Source organism: Haloechinothrix salitolerans, assembly GCF_042662605.1.
Taxonomy (GTDB): Bacteria; Actinomycetota; Actinomycetes; order Mycobacteriales; family Pseudonocardiaceae; genus Haloechinothrix_A; species Haloechinothrix_A salitolerans.
In genome coordinates this window covers 1,699,317-1,721,468 of the sequence record NZ_JBHSXX010000001.1, presented here as the reverse complement: position 1 = coordinate 1,721,468, position 22,152 = coordinate 1,699,317, and the positions used below count along the sequence as shown (strand labels likewise).

Below are 22,152 nucleotides of genomic sequence, written 5' to 3'. Positions count from 1 at the left end.
TGGTATCGCTCGATCCGAACGCAGAATGAATGCACTGTTAGATCAGCTGGCCAAGCGGATGCCTGTCGAAACCAACCGACACGAGACATCGCTCGGAGTCACGTCCTAACGTCAGCCCGCCTGCGTCATATGGTGAACGATAGCCCATCCACTGACTCGCGATCCTGCTTCGGCGGTCATTGGCTCCTCCAACACAGCCGATCAACGTCGGCACACCCGAGCATGCCTGGGATGCGGCGCCCTCTCGGATATGTGGTTGTCACGCTACTTGGCGCGACTGCGATCTATCACTTGCGCGATCAGTTGCCCCAACCCAACGAGATTATCGCCGTGCTACGGACGGCTGACGCGACATGGTTGATCGCGGCGAGCCTCGCCATACTTACCTCCCTCGACATGTTCGCCCGCCACCAACGCACCCTGCTCGCCGGGGTCGGCGTCAACCTTCCCCACCGACGCGCTCTCGCCCTCGCCTACAGCCGAGCAGCGATGGCCTATAGCTTGCCCGCGGGTTCCGTCGTCTCAGCGACCTACGCCTACCGGCAGTTCCACGCCCATGGCGCCGACCGTCGAGCAGCCGCAATCGTGCTAATGCTCTCCGGCACCCTACTGGCCACAGCACTCGTCATGATCTACGCAGCCGGCGCCATCGTGGCCGCCCTGCTCGAACTGCCCCTGGCCCGCATGCTTCCGCCGCAGCTGGCTACGACAGCCATCACCGCGGCCGGCGTGCTCCTCGTGATCACCGCAATCATCATCAGGCTCGCCACCCGCTCAGTCACCGCCCGATGCTGGATGCTGGCCCTCACCGCCGCGCTGGCGAACTGGGCCACCGAACTGCTGTGCCTGATCTTCGTGACACGAGCCCTCGGAATGGAAATCGGCATCATCCCATTGGCCGCGATCTTCCTCGGCGCCCAACTCGCCCGCCAGTTCCCACTCACCCCGGGCGGAATCGGCTTGGTCGAAGCCAGCCTGCTCACCGGCCTCATCTCCGCAGGAACGTCCACCACCACAGCTGCCGCAGCCGTTCTCGTCTACCGTCTCCTATCGTGCTGGCTGGTAATTAACATCGGACTATTGAGCTGGCTGTACCTACGCAAATGCACACGCACCCTTCCGAACACGCATCGCTCTACATAGCTCACCTGGCGATCAGCGGCCGGCTATGACCCTGCGTTTTCGCTCGCTCACCGAGCGGAAGCGCACATCGCTCAGAAGCTCGGTGCCCCTCCCACCCAGCCGATTGCTAGCAACTGGGCAACTGCCCTCCGAGGGGGTACGAAATTCTCCACTAGGCAGGATGTGCGCGTCGTTGTGGGAGCGGATTCTGGATATCACACGGTCGAATTACGAGGTGCGCCATGACTGATTCCGAGCTTCACCTACTTCAGCAGGCCGCTGACGGTGAGTTGCTGTTCCACAACAGAGCCTGGGGAACCAATGTCGGCTACCTGTGGCGGGGACCGGACGGAGCGCCAGCAGGGACCGTTCCTGCTGACACGGAAGCGACCCTTGAACGCCTCGCCGCACTCGGCTACATCACCACGGAACATCGCCGGGGGCCACATGAGTGTCGCGTTTTCGTGACGCTGGCAGGCTTGGCGGTACTCGATGGTCTGGCAAGAGCCGCTTGAGCAAGCGTCGCCGGCACGCACATCATTACACCAAGCGACCTCAGCCGGTGTCGACCGACAACGCGACCTTGCCGAATGCGGCGCCACTTTCGATCCGTTCGTGCGCTGCAGCCGCGGCATCCAACGGAAAGGTTGTGTCGATGACCGGCGGTTCGACCACTCCCTCGTCGAGAAGGGTAAGCAAGCCAGCGAAGTCGCGAGGACTTCCCATAGTTGTACCGATCAGCTCAAACTGTCCAAAGTAGAACGGTCGTATATCCAGTACAGCCGCATCCGCTTGCGCCGCACCAAGAACCACGAGGCGACCACCGGGTCGCAGCGCCTTGAGCGAATCCCGCCACGTTCCCACCGAATCAATCACGAGATCGAAGCCGCGAACACCCGGTGTACATTGCTTGGCGGCCTCGGCCCAGTTGTGCTCCGTGTACAGCACACCGTCGGTCGCACCCACCTCCTTGGCGCGCTCCACCTTGCCCCACGACGACGAGGTGACCACAACCGATGCGCCGATACCCGATGCCAGGGATATGGCCATCGTCGCCAGGCCACCACCCGCGCCGAGAATAAGGACGGACTCGCCCGCCCTGAGTCGCCCACGGCTCACCAGGGCGCGGTAGGCGGTAACCCCCACAAGAGGCAGCGCCGCAGCTCCAGACCACGAGAGACCGCGTGGCTTGGGAACGGCGCACTCCTCGGGTACTCGCACCAACTCAGCGTGCGTACCCGGGTGAGAATCGCCCAGGATCTCAAAGCCGCCACCGGGCGCACTGTCGTCATCACCCCACCACAACGACGGCAGGATCATCACCGGCTCGCCAGTGTCCATCCGCTCCCCTGCGCCGTCGGCACCGAGCACATGCGGCAGTGGGGAGTTGTACAGCCCCCGGCGCACGAGGACGTCGTGCCAATTCACCGCGCACGCACGCACGCGCACGATTACCCAGCCTGGCTCGGCAACCGGATCAGGATACCGCTCCAACCCGAGGACTTCGGGACCGCCGAACTCATGCAAGACCACTGCTTCCATGCCGCCTCCATATCGCAAGAAACCGCAGTTCAAACGCCCAAAACAACGCAGGAGCACCATTGACCGTTTGGCCATACCATTATATCATTCGATCCAAATTTTCGTCCCTGGCCGGTCACGGCCCTAGCGAAAGAGGCTCCCGATGACAGCCCTGGCAACCGTGCGAGACCGCTACCCGGACGACGAGATTGCGCACTTCTACGCGCAGGGTTTCTGGCGCGATGAGACGATGTTCGACCTGGTAGCGCGCCAAGCGGAAGCGAACCCCGACAAGATCTTCGTCTTCGACAGCAGCACCAAGCTCACCTACCACGAGCTACGTGACCAAGCTCTTTCCCTTGCGCTCGGACTACGGCGCAGCGGCCTGAACCCAGGCGATCGCGTCGCGGCGCAACTGCCGAACTGGACCGAGTTCGTCCTCATCGCGACGGCGTTGTCGCGGATCGGCGCGATCCTCGTACCGATCATGCCGATCTACCGGAGTGACGAGGTCGCCTTCATATTGCGCCACTCGGGCGCGAAAGCAGCTGTGACGAGCGAGACCTTTAAGGACTTCTCATACCTCGACATGTTCAAGGAGCTGCAGCGCGACTGCCCTGAACTCGAGCGGCTAATCGTCGCGCGCGGCTCACGCAAGGACGGCGCGACGCCGCTGGAGAACTTGATAGCCGACAGCCCGTCCGCATCCGAAATCGGCACGGAACTCGGCGACCGTCCGTCCCCCGACGACGGCTTCATGATTGTCTATACGTCCGGCACGACGTCACGCCCCAAGGGGTGCTTTCACACCTTCAACACCCTGCGAGCTAGCTCCGAGGCAATCGCCCAAAGCCTCAACTACACCGAGAACGATGTGCAGTTCGGTCCTTCTCCGATCACACACTCGACGGGCCTCATCACCAGCTGCCTGCTACCACTGGTCAGGGGCGCGTCGTCTCACTTGATGGAGGCCTGGGACCCGGTCGACGCACTACGGCGCATCAGGGAGTACAACTGCACCGTCACTGTGACGGCGACGGCCTTCCTCCAGATGCTGATGAGCGCCTACGATCCCGCGCAGCACGACGCGAGCAGTATCCGGTACTGGGTGTGCGCTGGCTCGCCCATCCCGTCGGCTGTGGTCCAGAAGGCGCAGAAAGTGTTGTCCGGTGGCCGAGTCCTGAGCCTGTACGGGCGCTCGGAGAACATGTTGACCACCATGTGCACCGGCGACGACGACCCCGAACGGTCGGCCACCTCGGACGGATCGGCGCTGGCGGGCGCGACTGTGAAGATCGTCGGCTCCGACGGGAACGAAGTTCCCCGCGGCCAGGAAGGCGACATCACCTACAAGGGCCCGAGCCACATGCTCGAATACTTCCGCGATCCCGAGCAAACCGCTTCGCTGTTCACCCCGGACGGATACTCACGATCCGGCGACCTCGGCTACCAGGACGAAGACGGTTACGTCCGAGTTACTGGCCGCCTCAAGGACATCGTCATCCGCGGCGGCCTCAACATCAGTGCAAGGGAACTCGAAGAGCTTCTCGCCGACCACCCCGCCATCAGCGACACCGCCGTGGTCGGCATGCCTGACGAACGCCTCGGTGAGAAGGTCTGCGTCTACGTCGTACCGGCTGGGGACACCGCCGTCACGCTCGACGACATCGTCGAATACCTTCGCGAGCAGAAGGTTGCCACGCCCAAGCTGCCGGAACGCCTCGAGGTCGTCGAGAGCCTGCCCATGACCGCGACCGGCAAAGTCCAGAAGCACCTGCTTCGGGACGACATCGCCCGGAAGCTCGGTGCCGTCAACCAAGCCTGACCAAGTTGTCGTTCTGCAGAAGAGCGATGTCCTAACCCGTTATCAAGAGCAGCGGCAAGGACGCATCAATTGGATGCGTCCATGCCGCATGCCGAACAGCACCTCGCAGCGGGAACCAGGCAAACGCATCAGCGTTGCTAACCTAGCGTGCTCAACCGCTGCTCAGCGCCTTGCTCGGCCTTCTTCTTACGAGCCGCGCCACCGCGCCGTCACGGTTCATCCGCTGCGCCGTCGGCACATTCATTGCCACCACGTCCTGAGCACTCACCAGCAGGGTGATCAAGTACGAACGGCAAGTCGTGTGCCCAGGCGTTTCGCGATCTTACCCGCACGCCGTATACCGTTCTACCAGGGCAAACGTGATTCAAAGCTGCCGCGTATGTCCACCGACTGCGGAGCTCGGACCGTCGGGGCCGACGAGTTTGGAACAACGGCGGGCTACGAACGACGTTCAACAAAGTCTCCCTCCGACTTGACCACGCGGCCCCACTCGTACGGACCAGGGGTAAACCCACCGCTGCGGACAAGCATGAAGGGTGGGGCGAGCGGTCTGCTCGCCCCACCCTTCATGCTTCGTTAACTACTCCTCGTCGTGACTGAGCAACAAGTCGTATGGTCGACTCTCAAGGTCGCCCGAGAGATCGAGGTAAATGGTCTTCGTTTCGGTGTACTCATCAAGACAGTTCGCGCCGAGTTCCCGGCCGATACCGCTCTGCTTGTAACCGCCAAACGGTGCGGCCGGATTCACCTGGTGATGGTCGTTGATCCATACCGTGCCTGCTTGTAGCTCTTCAGCGAGCTCGAGCGCGCGGGCGTTGTCGCTCGACCATATTGTCGCCGCCAGGCCGTAGATGCTGTCGTTCGCGATCTCGACTGCCTCGTCTTCGTCCTGGTACCTGAGCACGCACAGCACCGGACCGAAGATCTCTTCCCGTGCCACTTTCATGTCGTTGGTGACCTCGGTCAAGATAGTCGGCTCGACCCAGAAACCGCAACGGAATTCGTCGCCTTCCGGTACGCCGCCGCCGAGCACGATCTTAGCGCCTTCGTCCTCACCGCGTGCGATGAGATCGAGGACTCGCTGATGTTGCTTGGCGGAGATGATCGGGCCGAGATCGGTCTCCCAATCATCCGTTGGCCCGAGCTTGATCGTCTTCGCGCGGCGGACCAGTCGTTCGACGAACTCGTCGTACAGCGAGTCAGGAACGAGGACCCTAGTGCCCGACTCACAGATTTGACCAGAGTAGAACATGCAGCCAAACAACACGCCGTCAACCGCGAGTTGCAAGTCGGCATCGTCGAGCACGATGGAAGGTGACTTCCCACCCAGTTCCAAGGTGACTCGCTTGACGGTGTCCGAAGCGGACCGCATGATCTCTCGGCCGATCTCGGTAGAGCCGGTAAACGCTACCTTGCCGACATCGGGATGCGATACGAGCCGCGCCCCGGCATCAACGCCCTCACCCGGCACGATGTTCAGGACTCCTGGCGGGAGCCCGCACTCCTCGGCGATCCGACCGAACTCGAGAAGCGACAGGGGTGTCTTCTCGTCTGGCTTGACGACGATGCTGTTCCCAGCCGCTATGGCGGGACCGATCTTCCACAGGGTGAGGACAAGTGGAAAGTTCCACGGCGAAATCGCACCGCACACACCGATTGGTTCCCGACGGATGATGTTCTGACCAAGGGTTGGGTATGTCTGAGGTGGCAGCGCCGTCTCGAACTCGTACGTGCCCGCCAGCTCGGCGAAGTAGCTGAAGTGCTGGATGGCGATACCGACGTGGAATCCCGTTGCCTGACGAACGGTCGCACCGTTCGCGATCATCTCAACGTGTACCAGGTCCTCGATGCGTTCTGCCATCTTCTCGGCGATGTCCGCCATGACCCGAGAACGTTCAACGGGACTCCGTTTAGACCACACGCCGGAATTGAACGCACGCTTCGCCGCGGTGACCGCCTCATCAATCTCGGCGGTCGACCCACGCGCGACACGAGCGGCGAGCGAATCGTCCTGCGGGTTCCTAATCTCGAGCCACTCACCCGTTTCCCGGCTTTCGCCATTGATGAGCATGCCGTACGTGGGAACTTCCGTCATGTGATATCGCCCCCGAATGTTATTACGCGAGTTCCAGCCGACATCATGACTGTGCATCCTTTTCTGCAACTAGGTCGGTGTAAACCGGGAACAGCGGCTTGGTCAGCGGCACTAGCTTGAGAATCTTGTTCACCGGCCCCTTGGCCTTGACCTGCCCCTTGGCGAGACCGACCGCCAGGTTGTATTTGCCGCGCCAGTACTGGTCGGCAGTGTCAGCGCGCATGTAGAGGGTGATGTCAGGTTTGTGCTGGTCATCGTCCAGCAGCACCTCCATGGGGTCCTTGAACACCACGGTCAGCGAGCAACCTGGATCCTCGTAGACCACTTTCATGACGAGGTTCGCCGACTTCATCTTGGGGCCAACCTCAGGATGATCCGCTGCTCGGCGGAACATTTCACCGATGTACTTGTCGACTTCTTCTGGACTGTCGAAAAAGGCCACGTCCCGATCTCCTTTACGCTATCGGCGTCACCGAGCGTTTCCGATCCAGTGACGAACCAGCTTGTTGAAAATTTCACTCTAAGACTCGTCCTGGCCACGGTCTTCTCCCTTACGAGAGCATTCAGGTACCCCTTCGCTCCCTGAGCGAGGCACCCGTCTGTCGACGGCCGGGACATGGTGGACGGCGCCTGCCACAGAGTGCGGCCTTACCTGCAACAGGCGCCGCCGGTCCGTGTCAGGAATCGTCAGAACCGGATCAAGCCGCGAATGTTCTTGCCGTCGAGCAGGTCCTGGTACCCTTGATTGATGTCCTCGAGCTGGTATTCAGTGGTTACCAGCTCATCCAGTTTCAGTTGCCCCAGGTTGTACATATCCAGGTAACGCGGAATGTCAAACTGCGGGTTACACGACCCGAACAGCGAGCCCTTAATTGTCTTCTCGTACAGCGTTAGCTCGAACAGGGAAGCATTAACCGTGGCGTCAGTCGGATGCCCAATGGCGGTCACCACGACCCGACCACGCTTACCCACCAGCTGAAGCGCCTCGCCGACATGCGACGACTCAGCGACATCAGTGGTGATGATGCAGGCATCGGCCAGTTGCCCTCGAGTCAACTCGCTGACGATTTCCCACGCCTCGTCGGCCGATGCCGCCGTGTGCGTGGCACCAAACTCCTTGGCCTTCTGCCGCTTGAAATCGACCGGGTCGATCGCCACCACGTGGCGTGCACCTGCAATCTTGGCGCCCTGAACGGCGTTCACGCCGATGCCACCCGCTCCCATGACCACGACGCTGTCGCCAGAGCCGATCTCCGCAGTCTTGACCGCACCACCGAACCCGGTCGGCACACCGCAGCCAATCAGCGCGGCCTTCTCCAACGCTGTGCCCTGGTCGACCTTCACGACAGACGCAACAGGAACAACGGTGTACTCGGAGAAGGTACCAAGGAGGCACATCTGCCCGATGTCCTCGCCCCTGGCGTGGTAACGATATGTACCGTCGAGTTGCGGACCGAGGATGACCGAGCCGCCGAGGTCGCACAGGTTCGTCATACCCCGCGCGCAGTACGAGCACTTGCCACAGGCTGGCAGAAAGCTCATGACCACCGGGTCGCCCTCCTCGAGCCCGGTCACGCCCGCTCCGACCCCCGCCACGATGCCCGCGCCCTCGTGACCGCCGACGACCGGGTACGGCATCGGGATGTCCTCGGTCACGAGGTGATAGTCGGAGTGGCAGAGACCGCTGGCGGTGAGCTTGACCAGGACCTCTCCCTCCTGGGGCGGGTCAAGTTCTACTTCCTCAACCTGCCATTTTTCGTTGGGGCCCCATAGCACTGCTGCCTTGGTTTTCATGGTTGGGCTCTCCCTTGTACTCACCGGGCGCACGGTTGTGTGGTCTTAATGAGTTCAATCATTTCTCTTGCCGCCGCAGGCCACATCTTCCCTAGGGGAGAATTCCCGACCCTCGAGAGAGGCAAGAGCGGCTGTCGCGGTCGACCACGCCCGGCCGGTCCCGAGGCCACCAGGATCATAAGGGGGACACAATTGACCTCTTAGGGGAGATGGCTGTGACCTGCGTGGTTTCTAAGCTGCAGTGAGGCACGCGGTGCGATCCACGGGGCCTCGCAAACAAGTGCATGACGCACTCACCATTCCAGGAGGAATCATGACCAGCGCCCCCACTGCGCAAGAAGCGCTGCGCGTTCCGGATGACATCGGCAGGGCAGTTGTGCTACCGGAATCGTACGGCGACGAGAACAACATTACCTATCCTGCCTTCAAGTGGCTGCGCGAGAACATGCCAGTCGGGCAGGCCGTAGTCGACGAGTACGACCCACTATGGCTCATCACCAAGTTCGACGACATCATGACCGTCGAGAAGAACCCAGTGTTGTTCAACGCGACCATGAATAACCCGATCCTGAACACTCAGGCGGGCGACCAGTTCCTACGGTCGCTCACCGGCGGGTCCATGCGATACCTGGACGCCCTGCCATTCATGGACCCGCCGGAGCACACCCAGATTAAGTCCGCGACCAGCAACTGGTTCGCCCCCAAGAACGTCGCGAAGTACAGCGAGCTGATCCGCGATATCGCCAAGGAGGACGTCGAGAAGCTGCTGAGCTACGACGGCGAGTGCGACTGGGCGACAGACTTCGCCCTGCACTACCCGCTACGCGTGGTACTGGGGCTGTTCGGGATCCCACAGGATGACCTGCCGTTGATGCTGAAGCTGACGCAGGAGTTCTTCGGCGCCAACGACCCTGACGAGAAGCGGGACGACATCGACCTCAGCCCGGAGGCGGCGGCGCGACAGTTCCAGGCCGCGTTCGCGGACTTCTTCGCATACTTCAACCAGTTTACCGAGGACAGGCGTAAGAACCCTCGTGACGACCTCATGTCGGTCCTCGCTAACGCCAAGGTGGATGGCGAGTTTCTGTCTGAAGGGGTGGTGAACGGCAGCTACCTGCAGGTGGCGACGGCGGGGCACGACACGACATCGTCCACCATCTCGGGTGCGGCGATCGCGATGGCAAGGCACCCCGACCAGTGGGAGCGGGTGCGCGCCGACCATTCGCTGATCCCGAAGATGGTCGACGAGGCTGTGCGCTGGACTTCCCCCGTGAAGCATTTCATGCGCAGCGCTTCAGAGGACACAGAGCTGGGCGGAGCGCTGATCCGCAAGGGCGAGCGCCTCATGCTCAACTATCCGTCAGGCAATCGAGACGAGCAGTATTTCACCGACGCGAACGAGTTCGACATGGACCGATCGCCCAATAAGCACCTCGGTTTCGGCTTCGGAGCGCATATGTGCATCGGCCAGCACATCGCCAAGCTGGAGATGAACATCTTGTTCGAAGAGCTTTTGCCAAAGATCAAGAAGATCGAACTCGCGGGAGAACCTAAGCCGGTCAAGACGAATTTCGTGTCCAGCTTCAAGACCGTTCCGGTCAAGTTCACCAAGGCCTGAGCAGGTAAAGGAAAAACACGACGGCCCCGAGTACGCAGCGGCTCGGGGCCGTCGTTCGCCATTTCGAGACATTCCCATCGGGCTGTTTCATCGGCCTTGCTGCGTATGTCTTCAGTGGCCTCTGCTGCATCCCCGAACCTCGATTGGTCCACTACACGACCGAGACGGGGCACAGCCCGAAGATCTAGGCAGCGGGTGACTCGGCGAACTGACGTGAACGGCCCCGGTCGCCTCACAAGCGCGACAGGGCCGTTCACCTCACGACAACATACTAAATTGCGGTTTTCTCCTCGGCGAAGGCCACAGCCTCTGACCAGGTTGCCCGCTTCGAAATCATCCGCCGCAACTTCATGATCAATGTAGGCCGGTTCACGGTGAGCGCGCCGATCACGCGGTCGCCCTTCCGATACAGGGTCAGAAGTTTGCCGTCTTCCCACTGGGGTTCGTCCACGACGAGGATGTCGTCGCAGTCCGGCTCACCGACGAACTGGATTCGACTGTCGTACCAGTCCGACCAAAAGTACGGAACGGTGTCGTACGCCTTCGCGTTCGCCGGGTCGAGCGCGTTGCGAGCGGCGAGCGCGCCCTGCTCGGCCGCGCTCGTCCAATGCTCCAGCCGCAACCTGCCATCGAATAGTTCGCTGACCCAATGGCAGACGTCCCCCGCGGCATAAACGCCGGGAGCGCTGGCGGCGAGCGTCTCGTCGCACAGCACGCCGCGGTCCCGGTCATCGAGCTGGATCGAGCTCGCCTCAAGCCACCGTGTGCTCGGCGCGGCACCAATGCCGACAACGACGAGATCAGCAGGCAGTTCGGTGCCATCGCTCAGGATCACGGACTCAACGCTGTCGCCGCCCTTGACCTGCTCGACGCCCACTCCCAGGCGTAGCTCCACACCTTCTCTGGTGTGGAGCTCGCCGAGCAGGGCACCCATGCGCGTCCCCACCGACCGGGTGAGCGGCACCGGTGCCGCCTCGACAACGGTCACGTCGACGCCGTGCTTTCGCGCCGATGAAGCAACCTCGGACCCGATGAATCCGGCGCCCACAACGACCGTCCTGGCACCGGAGTGCAGCGCTGACCGCACCGATCTGGCGTCGTCCAGCGTGCGCAGCGTGTGCACCCCGCTCAGTCCCGACGTTCCCGGCAGCGGACGCGCGTCCGCGCCGGTTGCCACGACGAGGCCGTCATAGGGGAGCTCCCGGTCACCGATATGCACCACCCGCTCGCTGCAGTCGAGGCCAGATGCCGGGTCGCCGAGTCTGACGTCCACGTCGAGCTCGTCACGGAGATATGCCTCGTCACGGAACACCGTCTCCGTGGCGTCGGACCCTTCCAGGAACCGCTTCGACAGCGGAGGGCGGTCGTACGGCAGATGGTGCTCAGCGCCAACGAGGGTGACTGGGCCGTCGTAGGCGGCCTTCCGCGCGGACTCCACCGCACGCAGCCCGGCCAGCGACGCACCAATAACAACTAGCCCGCGCCGTACCATCAATCCTCTTCGATACGGATAGCTTCGGTCGGGCATCCCTCAGCTGCCTCACGAGCTGCTTCGCACAAGCCGCCTTCGGGTCGGTCCTCAAGGATGACGAGCGTACCGTCATCCTGAACCTCGAATAGATCAGGCGCGACGGACTCGCAGATCCCAAGTGCGGTGCACTTAGTTTTATCGACAATAATTTTCATCAGGTACTCCTGCAATTTCAGATGGCGCGGAATGCGCACCTGGAGGTTTCGAAGGTCGCTCGAGTGTGGACCTACCCCACTGCTACAACGGTAGATTCCGGCAAAGCGCGAATCTATCGCTCGCAGGAGAGGTTTTTCGGCTCCCAAGAGGGAGAGCGCTCGCGTTCAGGTCGCGTTGATGGCGGCGGTGACCAGCACCATTCCGATGAGTACGAGTCCGAATATCCGGCATGCCCAAACGCCGCGGAGCAAGAGAGCGATGCGTCGTCGTCTTTCCGGCTCCGGTAGGTGCGCGGGTACGAGCCGTCCGACTCGTACCCGCGCCCACTGCGCGATGCCAAACATGGCGAGGCCCAGGACAACCTGGACCAGCGCTACCGGGACGACCGGGCTCATCCGCCACCTCCACCGGGAGATGGAACGTCGCCTTGCGAGGAGCCGACTGAGGGCATTCCCTTGCCGACGTCGGGCATCGAGTCCGGATCGCTCGGGCGGTACGCGTCGGCGTAACGGATCTCCGCGTCGAGCACTCGATCGATGAGCCACGATCGCCACGTGCTGACGGCCTTCTCCAGATCAAGCGCTTCCCTGAGCTGGTCGTGGATCGCGGTGAACTCAGGCGTCTCGGCCTTCTTGATAGCGGCGACGCGCCCCACGTTCCAGCCGTGTCTGGTCTTCACGGGTCCGAACAGCTCCCCCTTCGACGCAGCGAAGGCTTCCTTCCCGTAATCCTCCTCGAGTTGTGCGGCGCTGACCTGGCCGAGAGCCCCACCCTTGTCCTTGGTACTCGCGTCGATACTCGCCCGTGCCGCGACCTCGGCGAAGCTCGCCCCGCCGCGCAGTTCCGCGAGCACCGCCCGGGCCTGCCTCTTGTTGGCTACCACGATGTTTTGCAGCTTCCGCAGCTCCGGCGAGCTCAGCTCGTCCTGGCGCTTCTCGTAGGCCTCGCGAACCTCTGACTCGTCGACGCGGACATCGGCAGTGACCTCACTGAACAACCGCCCCAGCGAGAGCTGGCGTTTGACCTCGTCAAGCACGGCTCTCTCGGTTGCTCCTTCCGCGCTGAGCAGTTCCAGGAACCTCTGCCGACCTCCGGAACCTTCACCATACTGATCGCGGATGTACTTGCTGAGGACGTCCCTCGCTGTCTTGCCTGAAATGTGAATGTCTTTCCGGTACGCCTCCTCCTGGACCACGAGAGAGAAGGCGTACGCCTTCGCGAGGTCGCGGCGGAACGCATCGCGCTTGCCCGGTTCAGTAGGCGTTTCCACGCGGTAGAGGGCGCTCATCGTCCGGCTGTACAGTTCAACGTCGTCTACGGTGACATCGCGGCCGGCGAGTTGGAACGCGACGCCCTCCGGGATCTCCGTCGACTTCTGCCACGCGAAGACCGCGCCACCCGCTGTCAGTAGCACCACGATAGCGACCGCGAGCACCATCCGCACTCTGCGTCGACGCGGTTCCGCAGCAGCATCCTCCTCCGAGGTTGCCTGTGTCCCGACGTCTTCATCGACCTCGGTCGACTCACCGGTCTCAGTGGAGTCTGCTGTTTCGGTGTCGTCACCCTCGGTGGCTCGCACCGGCTCGTCGGGAACGTCCGCATCCAGGTTGTCGTCTCGCTCGGTCATCGGGTTCCCACCTCCACTCGTTCGGCCGAAGAGTCGCTGCCGTTAGTGTCGTCGTCATCATCAGCAGTGGTGCCGTCATCTGCTCCCGAATCGCGGACGGTGAGCGTTACGACTACGGCCGACGCGGCGAACGCCAGCGCCACGGTCACGCCAAGCAGCATCCCGAATTCGCGGATCAGTGCGATCCGCGAGACAAGCAACACGACGTAGCCTACTGCGGAGGCCATCGCGGCCAGCGCCACCGCGCGTCGCAACAGCTCATTGCCTTGCCGTGCGGCTGCCGCGAGCAGGACGGTGAACTCGCACGCCACCGCTGCCGTGAGCGAGCCGAGTGCCACGGTGACCGGGTTGAATGCGATGCCGGACGCCCACAGCAGCAGAAATCCGGCCCCGGTTGCGATCACCGCGGCCGTCACTGCCCGTACCGCGTCCGCACGCCGTCGGAGGCCGAGCGCGAGCACGGTACCCGCGGCCAGGATGCCTGCCAGGTTGATCCACACCCGATCGCCGGATATCAGCTCGTTCGCACGGACTCCGACGATCGGTATGCCGGTGACATCGGCGCGCATGGACTCCGGCGGCGGCGGAAGCGTGTCGAGGATTTTCTCGTGGATCCGGGCGATCTCGGCGACGTCGTTGGTTTCAATGCCGAAGCTGAGCACAGCAGTCGATTGATCGTCGCTCAAGACAGCGCCGACCAAGTAGGGCGGCAGTAGGTTTGCCCCGGCGGCGAGCTGCTGCTCGGTCGGATCGGCCCCCAGGAACGTCAGCAACTTGGGAAGTGACAGCGCCGGGCGCAGCACGTCGCCGTGATCGCGCACGAGTTGCTGCTGGGCGGTACGCATCCACTCGTATCCTGCTCGGGTGAGCACGTCGTTGCCCGTCAGCGCGATCCTGATCTCCCCGGATGAGTGCATGACCTCCCGCGCGTGTTCGGCTTCTTCAAGCGCGGGCAGCCCCGCCGCTAGCTTGCTGACGTCGCTTTCCACGGGAATGGCCGGGAGCACGGCCCATCCGACGGCGGCGGCGACCGCACTGAATGCGCCGGCTACCACGACGAGAGACGACCGACGGCGGGGCGTTCCGGTGCGTCGTTCCGCGTTGTCGGGCTGCGTGGTCCGCGTTCCCATCCCCCGCATGACGACCCATCCAATGAAGGTCGAGGTCAGTACCCCGAAGGCCAGCGTGAGGCCGAGATCGCGCACGAAGGGCAGTGGCGACAGCGCCAGCGTCGCGAAGCTCGCGGCCGTCGCGGACGCCACTACGAACACGGTTCTGCTTCGTACCCGATGCGTGAAGTACGTCATGTAGTAGCTGCCGACGCCCAACAGCACGGAAAGGAAAGCGATCACGCCGAGCGAAAGCGGTCGTTGTAGCCAGCCGAACAGCGACACCGTGATCGCCACGGCCGCCAGCGTCACGCCGAGGGGTACGAGTCTGCGGCGCAGCGGCGCCCATCGCACCAGCAGCAGACAGGCACCCACACCGATCACGGCAAGTCCCGCGAGCACGGGGATCTCGGTGAGAACCTCGTTGCCGAGCGCCGCAGCCACGGTGGGAACCCCGGAGACGGTCGTCCGCCGCGTATCGAGCTGGGCGTCGGATACGGCGGCCTCTACGCGGCCCACCAAAGCCGACGTCGCTTGCGCGTCGACGCCTTCGGCCGGGCGCACGAGGATCGCTATCGCATCTCGATTCGGCACGAGGAAGCTCCACTGCGGCCGCGGCAGACCGTCCTTTTCGAACACTACCGAGTTCACGAACCTCGGGTTGCTCAGTGTGGGCATGCCCATGGGCATCGCTTCGGCGAGCAAGCTCCCGTAACGCTGGTCGAACTTCGCGACGGCTCGCTCTCCGGCGGCCTCCGCGGCATTACCGCTCGCACCTGCCTCGCGAGCCTTGGACACGGCTTGGGCCCGGACTCCGTCGCGCCGTCCGGCGAGTTCAGCGATGAAGTCTTGGGCGCGTCCGGCGATTTGGTTCAACGTCGTCGCAGGGCCATACACGGAGGCGACGTCCGGCAAGCTCGCGATGCTGCCTTCGAGACGCAACACCTTGGATAGTCGGGGCTGCTCGAGTAGTCGCTTGTTCTCCTTGTCTTCGAGTAAGACGACGACCGGGTCACCGCCGAAGGACCGCTCGACCTCTCGCAGGGTCTCCATGGCGGGGTCATCAGTGGGCAGGAACGACGATGCGCCGGTCTCGACCCTGGTCTGCAGGAGACCACCGATCACCGCCACGGCCACGACCATCGCGGCAGCCACGCCGGCCGCGACCCGCCGAGAGGGCAGGCGCGGACGGCGCAGCCGCCGCAGAACGGTCAACCCTTTCATCCGGTCTCCCGCTCGACCCGCGGGTACCGCTGGTCACCGTTGGCCGGGCCGGGATCGTCCTGGCTGCCGGGTGCCGGGTAGGGGTTCTTCCGGTTCAGCGGTCCAACATTGGTGCTGAAGGGGTAGCCGCGGAATGTCTGCTCGTCCATCGGGAGCATCAGCCGCAGGTAATGACCGTTGACGTCCCTGTTGGCGAACGACTGACCCCAGTTGGTGAAGAACGCAGTGACGTCGGGGCCATACGGCTTGAGATACGCCAGCATCGGGTTGATGTCGGCGAGGTCGGCCCGCAGCGTCGGCACCAACGCACGAAGGTCGCCCGTGACGGCGGGCGCCCGCCGCAGGGTAGCGGGAGCCCGGTCGAGCACACCGTCGAGCGACGGGATGAGCCCACGCAGATCACGCGTGGTCGCGGGAAGCTCCCGCAGCGCGGCGGTCAGCGCCGGTGCCGAGCTCTTCAGATCGCTGGCGACAGGACCGAGGTCGGCCGACAGCTTCCGCACACCGCCGCTGGCGTTCCGTGCCGCATCCAGCGTCGCGGGCAACTTACGCATGACCTGTTCGATGTCGTCCTTGCCTGCGGCCGTAACCTTGGCCAGCTCGTGGGCGTCGCTGACCATCTGCCCGATCTGGCCCTTCCGAGAGTTCAGCGACGCCAGCACGGCCGCGGTCTGCCCGGCAAGCTGTTTCAGGTCGTCGGACTGCGCCTCCAGCGCGCTGAGCACGTCGGCTCCGTGACGTCCCGTCGCGCCGAGTCCCGAGAGAGCGTCGGATACCGCTTGCCGCGAGTCCTTCGTCGCGCTGCCCAGCGAACGGACGCTACCGCTTAGCGCGTCGCGTGCTTTCGGATCCAGGCTCTCCAGGATGTCGTCGACCGTGGTCAGTGGCTTGCCAGATCCCGGAGGAAGGTGGGTCCCATTGGGCAGTGGTGCTCCCTGACCGTCGGCGAGTTCGATGAAGGTCTCCTCGATGAGACTCTTCTGCCTGATCTGGGCCACGGCACCCTCGTGGAGACGCTGGCCATTGTCGAGGCGCATGCCGACGCGGACCGTGTCACCCTTGATCTGGATGTCGTTCACCTTGCCGACCTTCACGCCCGCAATCATGACGTCCGAGTCAGGCACGAGGTTCGTCACACGGGGGAAGTCGGCGGACACCTGGTAGCCATCGTCGCTGACGACCGGAAGCCTGCCGCCCGAGTTGTCCCAAAGGTAGCCGAAGACCGTGGCGCATACCGCGACGAAGGCGATGATGGTCGCCAAGCGGAGCTTCGGCAGAAGCGCGGGAGAGATGCGCACCGTCGTCACCTACCTTCCTCGGAAGAGTGGTCCTTGATTGGCAGTCCGTTCACGCCGAATGTGAGCTGCGCACGCGTGATACCACCGTTGGCGTCGGCCAGCGTGGTCAGCGACCTGGTGTTCAGGACGAACGCACCGACGTCGCGTGTGTGCTTGACCAATGTGCTGGTCACCGGGTCGATCAGCGGGCTGAACCGCTTCACACTGCGCACCGTCCGCGTGGCATCGGCCGTGAACGGTCGGAGGTCGTCAACGACTGGACGCGCGTTTTCGGCCAGCGGTCCGAGCACGTCCATGGTCGAGCCCAATCGGTCCGCCGTACCCGAGAGCTTGCTGAGCGCGCCAGGGAGGTCAGCGGCTGCCGAGCGCACCGCGTCGAGTGTCGGGTTCAACTGCCCGGACAACTTCTGGACAGCTTGTGTGGACTGCTTCAGCTGCCCGGCCAGGCCGGGCAGCTGGCTGAGCGTCGAGTCAAGTTCTTCGTTGCGCTTGCCGACGGTGCCGAGTGTCCGGTCCAACGCACTGGCCAGCTTCGCCAGCCGCACGTCGTCCTCACCCACGGCTTGCGAGATCTGGCCCAGCGCGGTGACCAGTTCGCTCAGTGCGTCGCGCCGCTTGCTCAGCGACTCCGAAACCGGCTTCATGTCGCGCAGCAACGCTGTCGTTTTTTCGAGCCCGGCCGGCAACCGGGCGGGGGCCGAAGCGAGCGCCGCATCGGACTCCACGACAAGGGCGGCCAGCGCGTGCCGGGTGTTGTCGTCCAGATAGCCCAGAACCTCGTCGATCTGCACCGGCCGCTCCGACGCGGTGACCGGCAGCGTGTCGCCGTCGGATAGCCGCTTGGCACCCGGGGTCCCGGGGTCGAGAAGGATATACATCTCATTCAATGGGCTTTTGGGCCGCAGCACCACGGTCGCGTCTTCGTAAACCGCGTGTTCGCGCTCGATCGCCATCTCGACGACAGCGTTACCGTTGTCGTCGACGTCAGCTGAACGCACCTCGCCAACCGGCACGCCGGCGATACGCACTTCCTGCCCGTTGCCCGGGCTGATACCAGGCGTCCCCTCGAACGTGGCGTTGACGATCAACCGGTTTTCCCAGGGCGGAGTGAACCGTTGGTTACCGAGGATCCACCCCCCAACCACTGCTGCAAGCACGATCAGGCCCGCCAGCACTGCGAGGTTGCGCTTAAGACCCGGCTCGCTACGGACACGCTCCCAGGTCCGCCGCACGCGAGAAGTATGCGTGCGCCTCGTCTGAGGTCTCATCGGCCCGCTCCTTCCGTTGGCAGGTACTGGGAGAAGATGCCGCCCAGCATCTTCCGGACGTCCGGCGGTACGACCGTGGTTCCGTTGGCACCGGGCGCGACTCCGACCGAGTGGCCATTGCGGTCGACGTTCATACCCGCCCTATCCAACAGGGCGAACATGTACCCGAGGTCCTGGTACAGCGGGTTATCGGACTGGGCGGTCTTGTACTCGCCGCTGCCCTTGAATGGGGAGAGCACGAAGTCCTTGACCGGACCGTTCACACGCGCAAGTGGCGCGCCGTCGACGTCGCCGAGCACCGACGTGGTCCCGACAGCGAGTGGATTCAGCTGCTCGACGAGCGGGCGCACGTCGACCATGAGCGCGGTCAGGTCCCGTACCACCGGCCGGGACTTGGCCAGTGCCGGATCGAGATGCTCCAGCGCCGTCGCCAACTCCTGTGCTATCGGCCGCGCTGGCCAGGCCGTGGCACGCAACTTGGCCAACGTCGTGTCCAATTGCGACAGACCAGTACGGGTGCTTTCCAGCGTCGATGGCATGGCCTCGATCGCCGATGAGATCTCCGACGAGGAGTCGCTCAACACTCCCGTCGTGTCCCGGAAACCTGACATGATGGAATCCAACTGTCCCTGCTGTTTGGTGAGCACCCGGGCGGTGTTCTCCAGCCCTGAGACCACCTTGGTCAGGTCTGTGCGCGGGTTCGTGCCGCGCATCGCCTCGAGCACCTCACCGGTGGGTTCGAGCGCGGACGGTGCTTGCTCGGCGAAGTCCTTGATCGCTGACGATCCAGCCTCATCGAGCGTCCGGTCGAATTTGCCGATAGCGCCCTTTGCGCTGTCCAGCACGTCCGGCTGCAGAGTGCGCGCGACCTCGTCCAGTTCGACTGGAAGCTTCGTGCGTTCGACAGGGATCGTTCCGGAAAATCCGCCTGCTTCCCGGTCACCGCCTGGAACGAGGTCAACGAAGTAGTTCCCGCCGAGCAGGGTCGTCGGGCGAATGACCGCGGCCGGCTCGGAGCCGAGCTTGTCCCTGGTCCCGTTGTTCACCTTCAGCGAGACGCGCACGGTGCCGTCGTCCTGCCGTTCGACCTCCTCGACGACACCGACTGGCACCCAGGCGACCTTGGCCTGCGACTGATAGGCGCGAAGGCCTTTGTTCGCCGCGAAGTGCACCTCGATGGTCTCACCGGGCCGCAGCGTCGTGATGATGGCGTTCTTGTTGAACAGCACCGCACCCGCGATGATGGCGACGACGATGAACAGCACCCCGATCTGGAACAACGAGAGCCCACGTAGCCGACCGGGGAGTCGTGGCAATGACAGCTTCATCATGTTCACCTCCGCCCCGGAATGTGGTTGGCCCTGTCCGTGGCGGCCTCGCCCGGCTCGGGATAGGCGTTGCGGTTGACAGTCGGGTCGGCCACTGGCAACGCGCCGGAGAGGTTCTCCGGGCGAAACACGGGAATGATCCGTAGCCAGTTGCCGCCGAGATCATCAGATCCGTACTTCAACGCTTCTCTGAGGTACTTGAAGTACAACGCCACCTCCGGCGCATAGGGAGACATATACTCGACCGGCTGCCTGGCACGGGACATCGCCTTCTCCACTTGCGGGGCAAGAGGACGGGCGTCATCGAGCACCTTCGTCAACCCGTCGACCGTCGGCTTCGCCTGGCCGACCACCGCAGGTACCTTGTCCAGCGGCCTCACAGACTCGCGGAGTACACTGCGCAGATCGGGGTAGGCTTCGGCAAGCGCATCCGCGCCCGGTCGGAGCCCGTTCATCGCGGCCGTCGTGTCAGCTAGCGGCCTGCGTAGCGTGTTCAATGCACTGCGGGTTTCCCGCATCGCCTCGGGGGCCTGGTCCAGCACTTCCGTTAGCGCGGCCCCGCTGTCGGCGTTGAGCGCCTGCAATGTCGTTCCAAGGTCCAGATTGAGGGCGGCGAGATCCTGGTTGTGTCCGGTGAATGCAACCGACAGCTCGTCCGCGGTGGCGAGCAAAGACTCCAGCCCCGCACCGCCGTCCGCAGTGAGGGCGCGTGACACGCCACCGAGGTCGTTCAGCATCCCTGGGAGGACCGCAGCGGCGTCGGCGATGTCACGCTGATGGCCGATGGCGCCGCCGCCGACTTCTCGTAGAGTCGTACTGAGGGCGTCACGCGTCGGTTTGCCGAGGACATCAATCAGTTCCGTGATGTCGTTGGCGCCGTCCGTCCGGTTGGCCGGAATGACCGCGTCGGAGTTGAGGACACCTTGCTGCGGATCCCCGGGGTTGATATCTACGTACTTCTGTCCGAGCGACGACCGCGCCTTGATGTCGGCCGTCGCGTCGCGATAGATGTCCCGGTCCTCCTCAAGCGTCATGGTGACGACCGGCTCCTCACCGTTGAGGGCAATGTCGCTGACTCGCCCTACGCGCACGTTTCCGATGCGGACGTCGTCACCCACGATGAGCGCACCCGCTTCGTCGAACGCAGCACGTACCTGCGTCTGATTGCCACCGGGCAGACCGCCACCGGCTTGGACGGCGGTGACCAGCACCGCCCCGAAGAGGGCAAGGACGACGACCCCGTAGGCCATCGCCCGACGCCGGGCGGCCTTGAGGTTAATTTTGGCCATCAGTTTCCTCCAAGGAGACTTCCGAGCAGGCCGCCTTCTTGTTTCTTGCTGAGCCCGGTGACGCCACCGTCATCGGTCGGCTCAGCGGAAAGCAGGCCAGAGAGTGGTTTGCCGTCCGCACCGATCCCGGGCAGCGTGGGCAGGGCGGGTTGCGGCGAGTCGGGTTTCTTGCCTGCCGCCTTCGTCCCCGGCACGGTCTGCTGAGGAATCAGCCCTGTGAGCGACTCGGGGGTCACGACGGCCAGTCCCCGGAAGTAGTGCGACAAGCCGTCCCGGCCATTGGTGGTCAACGCCCAGTTGCGTATCGCCTTGACCACGTCATCGAATTTGACGGACAGATGTTTGACGATCGGTGCGCCCGACTTCGCAACGGCCTTCATGTCCGGTCCAGCCTTGCGGAGGCTCGCCGCGACTGGCGCCGCCTTCTCGACCATGGTGTTGGCTTTTTCGAGCAACGGGTTGGCCGCTGCAAGTGCGCCGTTGGCTGCGGTAGAGAACCGGTTGAGCTCTGTGCTGAGTTCCGTGAGCGTGTCGGTGACGGGCCGGAGTTCGGCGAGCGTTGGGCTGGTAGCGTTCGCCGCCCTGGTCAAGTCGGCCAACGTCCCCCGCACCACTCGCACCGTCTCCGGCATCTCTGCCAGCGACGCGTCCATCTGCTGCTGGTTCGCCGCAGTGGTCTGCAGCAGGTCGTGGGCCTTCGCAACGAGACGGTCCATGGTTTTTCCGTTGCCGGAAGCCAGGGCTTTCGCGACGGGAACGGCGTCCGACACGAGACGGTTCAGGAGGTCGTTGTGTTCGTTAAGAACCTTCGCCAGCCGATCGGTGTTGGCCATGGCTGGCGCGAGCTTGCGCACCGCCGCGTCGAGTTGCTTGCCGTTGCCCTTCATGCCGACGCCGAGCGTGGTCACCAGCGCGGCGAGCGCATCGCTGGTGCGGCCGTCGAGGGAGTTGAGCACCTGATCGAGGCCGACGTTCTGCCCAGTATTTTCCTGCCGGATCACGTCGCCGTCGGTAAGAACCGGCGCCCCGGGGCTGCCGCGGTCCAGATCGACGAATCGCTCACCGAGCAGGCTCACCGGCCGGATCGTCGCGCGGGCGTCCTGGTGCACGGGCAATGCGGTCCTGTTGAGTTCGAGACCCACCCGCGCTACACCGTCTACGACGTCCATGGACACCGTCTTGCCGACCGCGACCCCGGACAGTTTCACGTCGTTGCCCACCAGCAGCGGGCTCGCGTCCGCGAACTCGGCAACCAGGTGCAAAGTGTCGTCGTCACCCGAGGTGGACAGTACCGTGCCCATACTGGTCACCCCCAGGACGGCAACAACAACGACCACGAAGATTCGT

General features: G+C 63.7%; 19 protein-coding genes. 4 read left to right on the top strand and 15 right to left on the bottom strand.

Going from position 1 to position 22,152, the window contains the following annotated elements; all coding sequences use genetic code 11:
• The first annotated feature begins 291 nt into the window (after positions 1-291).
• A complete protein-coding gene (locus ACFQGD_RS08045; protein ID WP_345394541.1) occupies positions 292-1,143 on the top strand; it encodes a lysylphosphatidylglycerol synthase transmembrane domain-containing protein in 852 nt (283 codons plus the stop codon).
• A 221-nt stretch (positions 1,144-1,364) separates the two neighbouring features.
• The gene (locus ACFQGD_RS08040; protein WP_345394538.1) at positions 1,365-1,637 is read left to right on the top strand and encodes a hypothetical protein; all 273 of its coding nucleotides are present in this window, start codon (positions 1,365-1,367) and stop codon (positions 1,635-1,637) included.
• A gap of 40 nt (positions 1,638-1,677) precedes the next feature.
• Here the strand turns inward: ACFQGD_RS08040 and ACFQGD_RS08035 are convergent, their stop codons facing one another.
• Positions 1,678-2,664, bottom strand: coding sequence for a quinone oxidoreductase family protein (locus ACFQGD_RS08035; protein ID WP_390221027.1), 987 nt, complete (start codon positions 2,662-2,664; stop codon positions 1,678-1,680).
• A gap of 142 nt (positions 2,665-2,806) precedes the next feature.
• On the opposite strand from ACFQGD_RS08035, the gene ACFQGD_RS08030 reads away from it, so the two are divergent.
• A complete protein-coding gene (locus tag ACFQGD_RS08030; protein WP_345394532.1) occupies positions 2,807-4,468 on the top strand; it encodes an AMP-binding protein in 1,662 nt (553 codons plus the stop codon).
• A gap of 151 nt (positions 4,469-4,619) precedes the next feature.
• On the opposite strand, the gene ACFQGD_RS08025 is transcribed toward ACFQGD_RS08030, so the two are convergent.
• From ACFQGD_RS08025 to ACFQGD_RS08010, 4 genes are all read right to left on the bottom strand, one after another.
• Complete coding sequence (locus ACFQGD_RS08025; RefSeq protein WP_345394529.1) at positions 4,620-4,751, bottom strand: hypothetical protein; 132 nt, start codon at positions 4,749-4,751, stop codon at positions 4,620-4,622.
• Positions 4,752-5,048: 297 nt separating this feature from the next.
• Positions 5,049-6,563, bottom strand: coding sequence for an aldehyde dehydrogenase family protein (locus tag ACFQGD_RS08020; protein ID WP_345394526.1), 1,515 nt, complete (start codon positions 6,561-6,563; stop codon positions 5,049-5,051).
• A 43-nt stretch (positions 6,564-6,606) separates the two neighbouring features.
• On the bottom strand, positions 6,607-7,005 hold the full coding sequence (locus ACFQGD_RS08015; protein ID WP_345394524.1) for an SCP2 sterol-binding domain-containing protein: 399 nt from the start codon (positions 7,003-7,005) through the stop codon (positions 6,607-6,609).
• A gap of 245 nt (positions 7,006-7,250) precedes the next feature.
• Positions 7,251-8,357, bottom strand: a complete 1,107-nt coding sequence (locus tag ACFQGD_RS08010; protein WP_345394522.1) for an NDMA-dependent alcohol dehydrogenase — start codon at positions 8,355-8,357, stop codon at positions 7,251-7,253.
• A gap of 313 nt (positions 8,358-8,670) precedes the next feature.
• Between ACFQGD_RS08010 and ACFQGD_RS08005 the strand changes: the two genes are divergently transcribed.
• Positions 8,671-9,975, top strand: a complete 1,305-nt coding sequence (locus ACFQGD_RS08005; RefSeq protein ID WP_345394519.1) for a cytochrome P450 — start codon at positions 8,671-8,673, stop codon at positions 9,973-9,975.
• Positions 9,976-10,246: 271 nt separating this feature from the next.
• Here ACFQGD_RS08005 and ACFQGD_RS08000 read toward each other — a convergent pair whose 3' ends face one another.
• From ACFQGD_RS08000 to ACFQGD_RS07955, 10 genes are all read right to left on the bottom strand, one after another.
• Positions 10,247-11,467: an NAD(P)/FAD-dependent oxidoreductase gene (locus ACFQGD_RS08000; protein ID WP_345394516.1), complete on the bottom strand. Its 1,221-nt coding sequence runs from the start codon at positions 11,465-11,467 to the stop codon at positions 10,247-10,249.
• On the bottom strand, positions 11,467-11,661 hold the full coding sequence (locus ACFQGD_RS07995; RefSeq protein WP_345394513.1) for a ferredoxin: 195 nt from the start codon (positions 11,659-11,661) through the stop codon (positions 11,467-11,469). The genes ACFQGD_RS08000 and ACFQGD_RS07995 overlap by 1 nt, the downstream gene beginning before the upstream one ends.
• Positions 11,662-11,826: 165 nt before the next feature.
• The gene (locus tag ACFQGD_RS07990; RefSeq protein WP_345394510.1) at positions 11,827-12,057 is read right to left on the bottom strand and encodes a hypothetical protein; all 231 of its coding nucleotides are present in this window, start codon (positions 12,055-12,057) and stop codon (positions 11,827-11,829) included.
• Complete coding sequence (locus ACFQGD_RS07985; RefSeq protein ID WP_345394507.1) at positions 12,054-13,289, bottom strand: peptidyl-prolyl cis-trans isomerase; 1,236 nt, start codon at positions 13,287-13,289, stop codon at positions 12,054-12,056. Before ACFQGD_RS07985 ends, ACFQGD_RS07990 begins: the two co-directional genes overlap by 4 nt.
• Positions 13,286-15,622, bottom strand: coding sequence for an RND transporter family protein (locus tag ACFQGD_RS07980; protein WP_345394504.1), 2,337 nt, complete (start codon positions 15,620-15,622; stop codon positions 13,286-13,288). Before ACFQGD_RS07980 ends, ACFQGD_RS07985 begins: the two co-directional genes overlap by 4 nt.
• On the bottom strand, positions 15,619-16,929 hold the full coding sequence (locus ACFQGD_RS07975) for an MlaD family protein (protein WP_345394501.1): 1,311 nt from the start codon (positions 16,927-16,929) through the stop codon (positions 15,619-15,621). Before ACFQGD_RS07975 ends, ACFQGD_RS07980 begins: the two co-directional genes overlap by 4 nt.
• A complete protein-coding gene (locus tag ACFQGD_RS07970) occupies positions 16,926-18,152 on the bottom strand; it encodes an MlaD family protein (protein WP_345394498.1) in 1,227 nt (408 codons plus the stop codon). Before ACFQGD_RS07970 ends, ACFQGD_RS07975 begins: the two co-directional genes overlap by 4 nt.
• A gap of 32 nt (positions 18,153-18,184) precedes the next feature.
• Positions 18,185-19,519: an MlaD family protein gene (locus ACFQGD_RS07965; protein ID WP_345394495.1), complete on the bottom strand. Its 1,335-nt coding sequence runs from the start codon at positions 19,517-19,519 to the stop codon at positions 18,185-18,187.
• Positions 19,520-19,521: 2 nt separating this feature from the next.
• Positions 19,522-20,766, bottom strand: coding sequence for an MlaD family protein (locus ACFQGD_RS07960; RefSeq protein WP_345394492.1), 1,245 nt, complete (start codon positions 20,764-20,766; stop codon positions 19,522-19,524).
• A gap of 38 nt (positions 20,767-20,804) precedes the next feature.
• Positions 20,805-22,106 (bottom strand): MlaD family protein, encoded by a 1,302-nt coding sequence (locus ACFQGD_RS07955; protein ID WP_345394489.1) that lies wholly within the window; start codon positions 22,104-22,106, stop codon positions 20,805-20,807.
• Between the last annotated feature and the right edge of the window lie 46 nt (positions 22,107-22,152).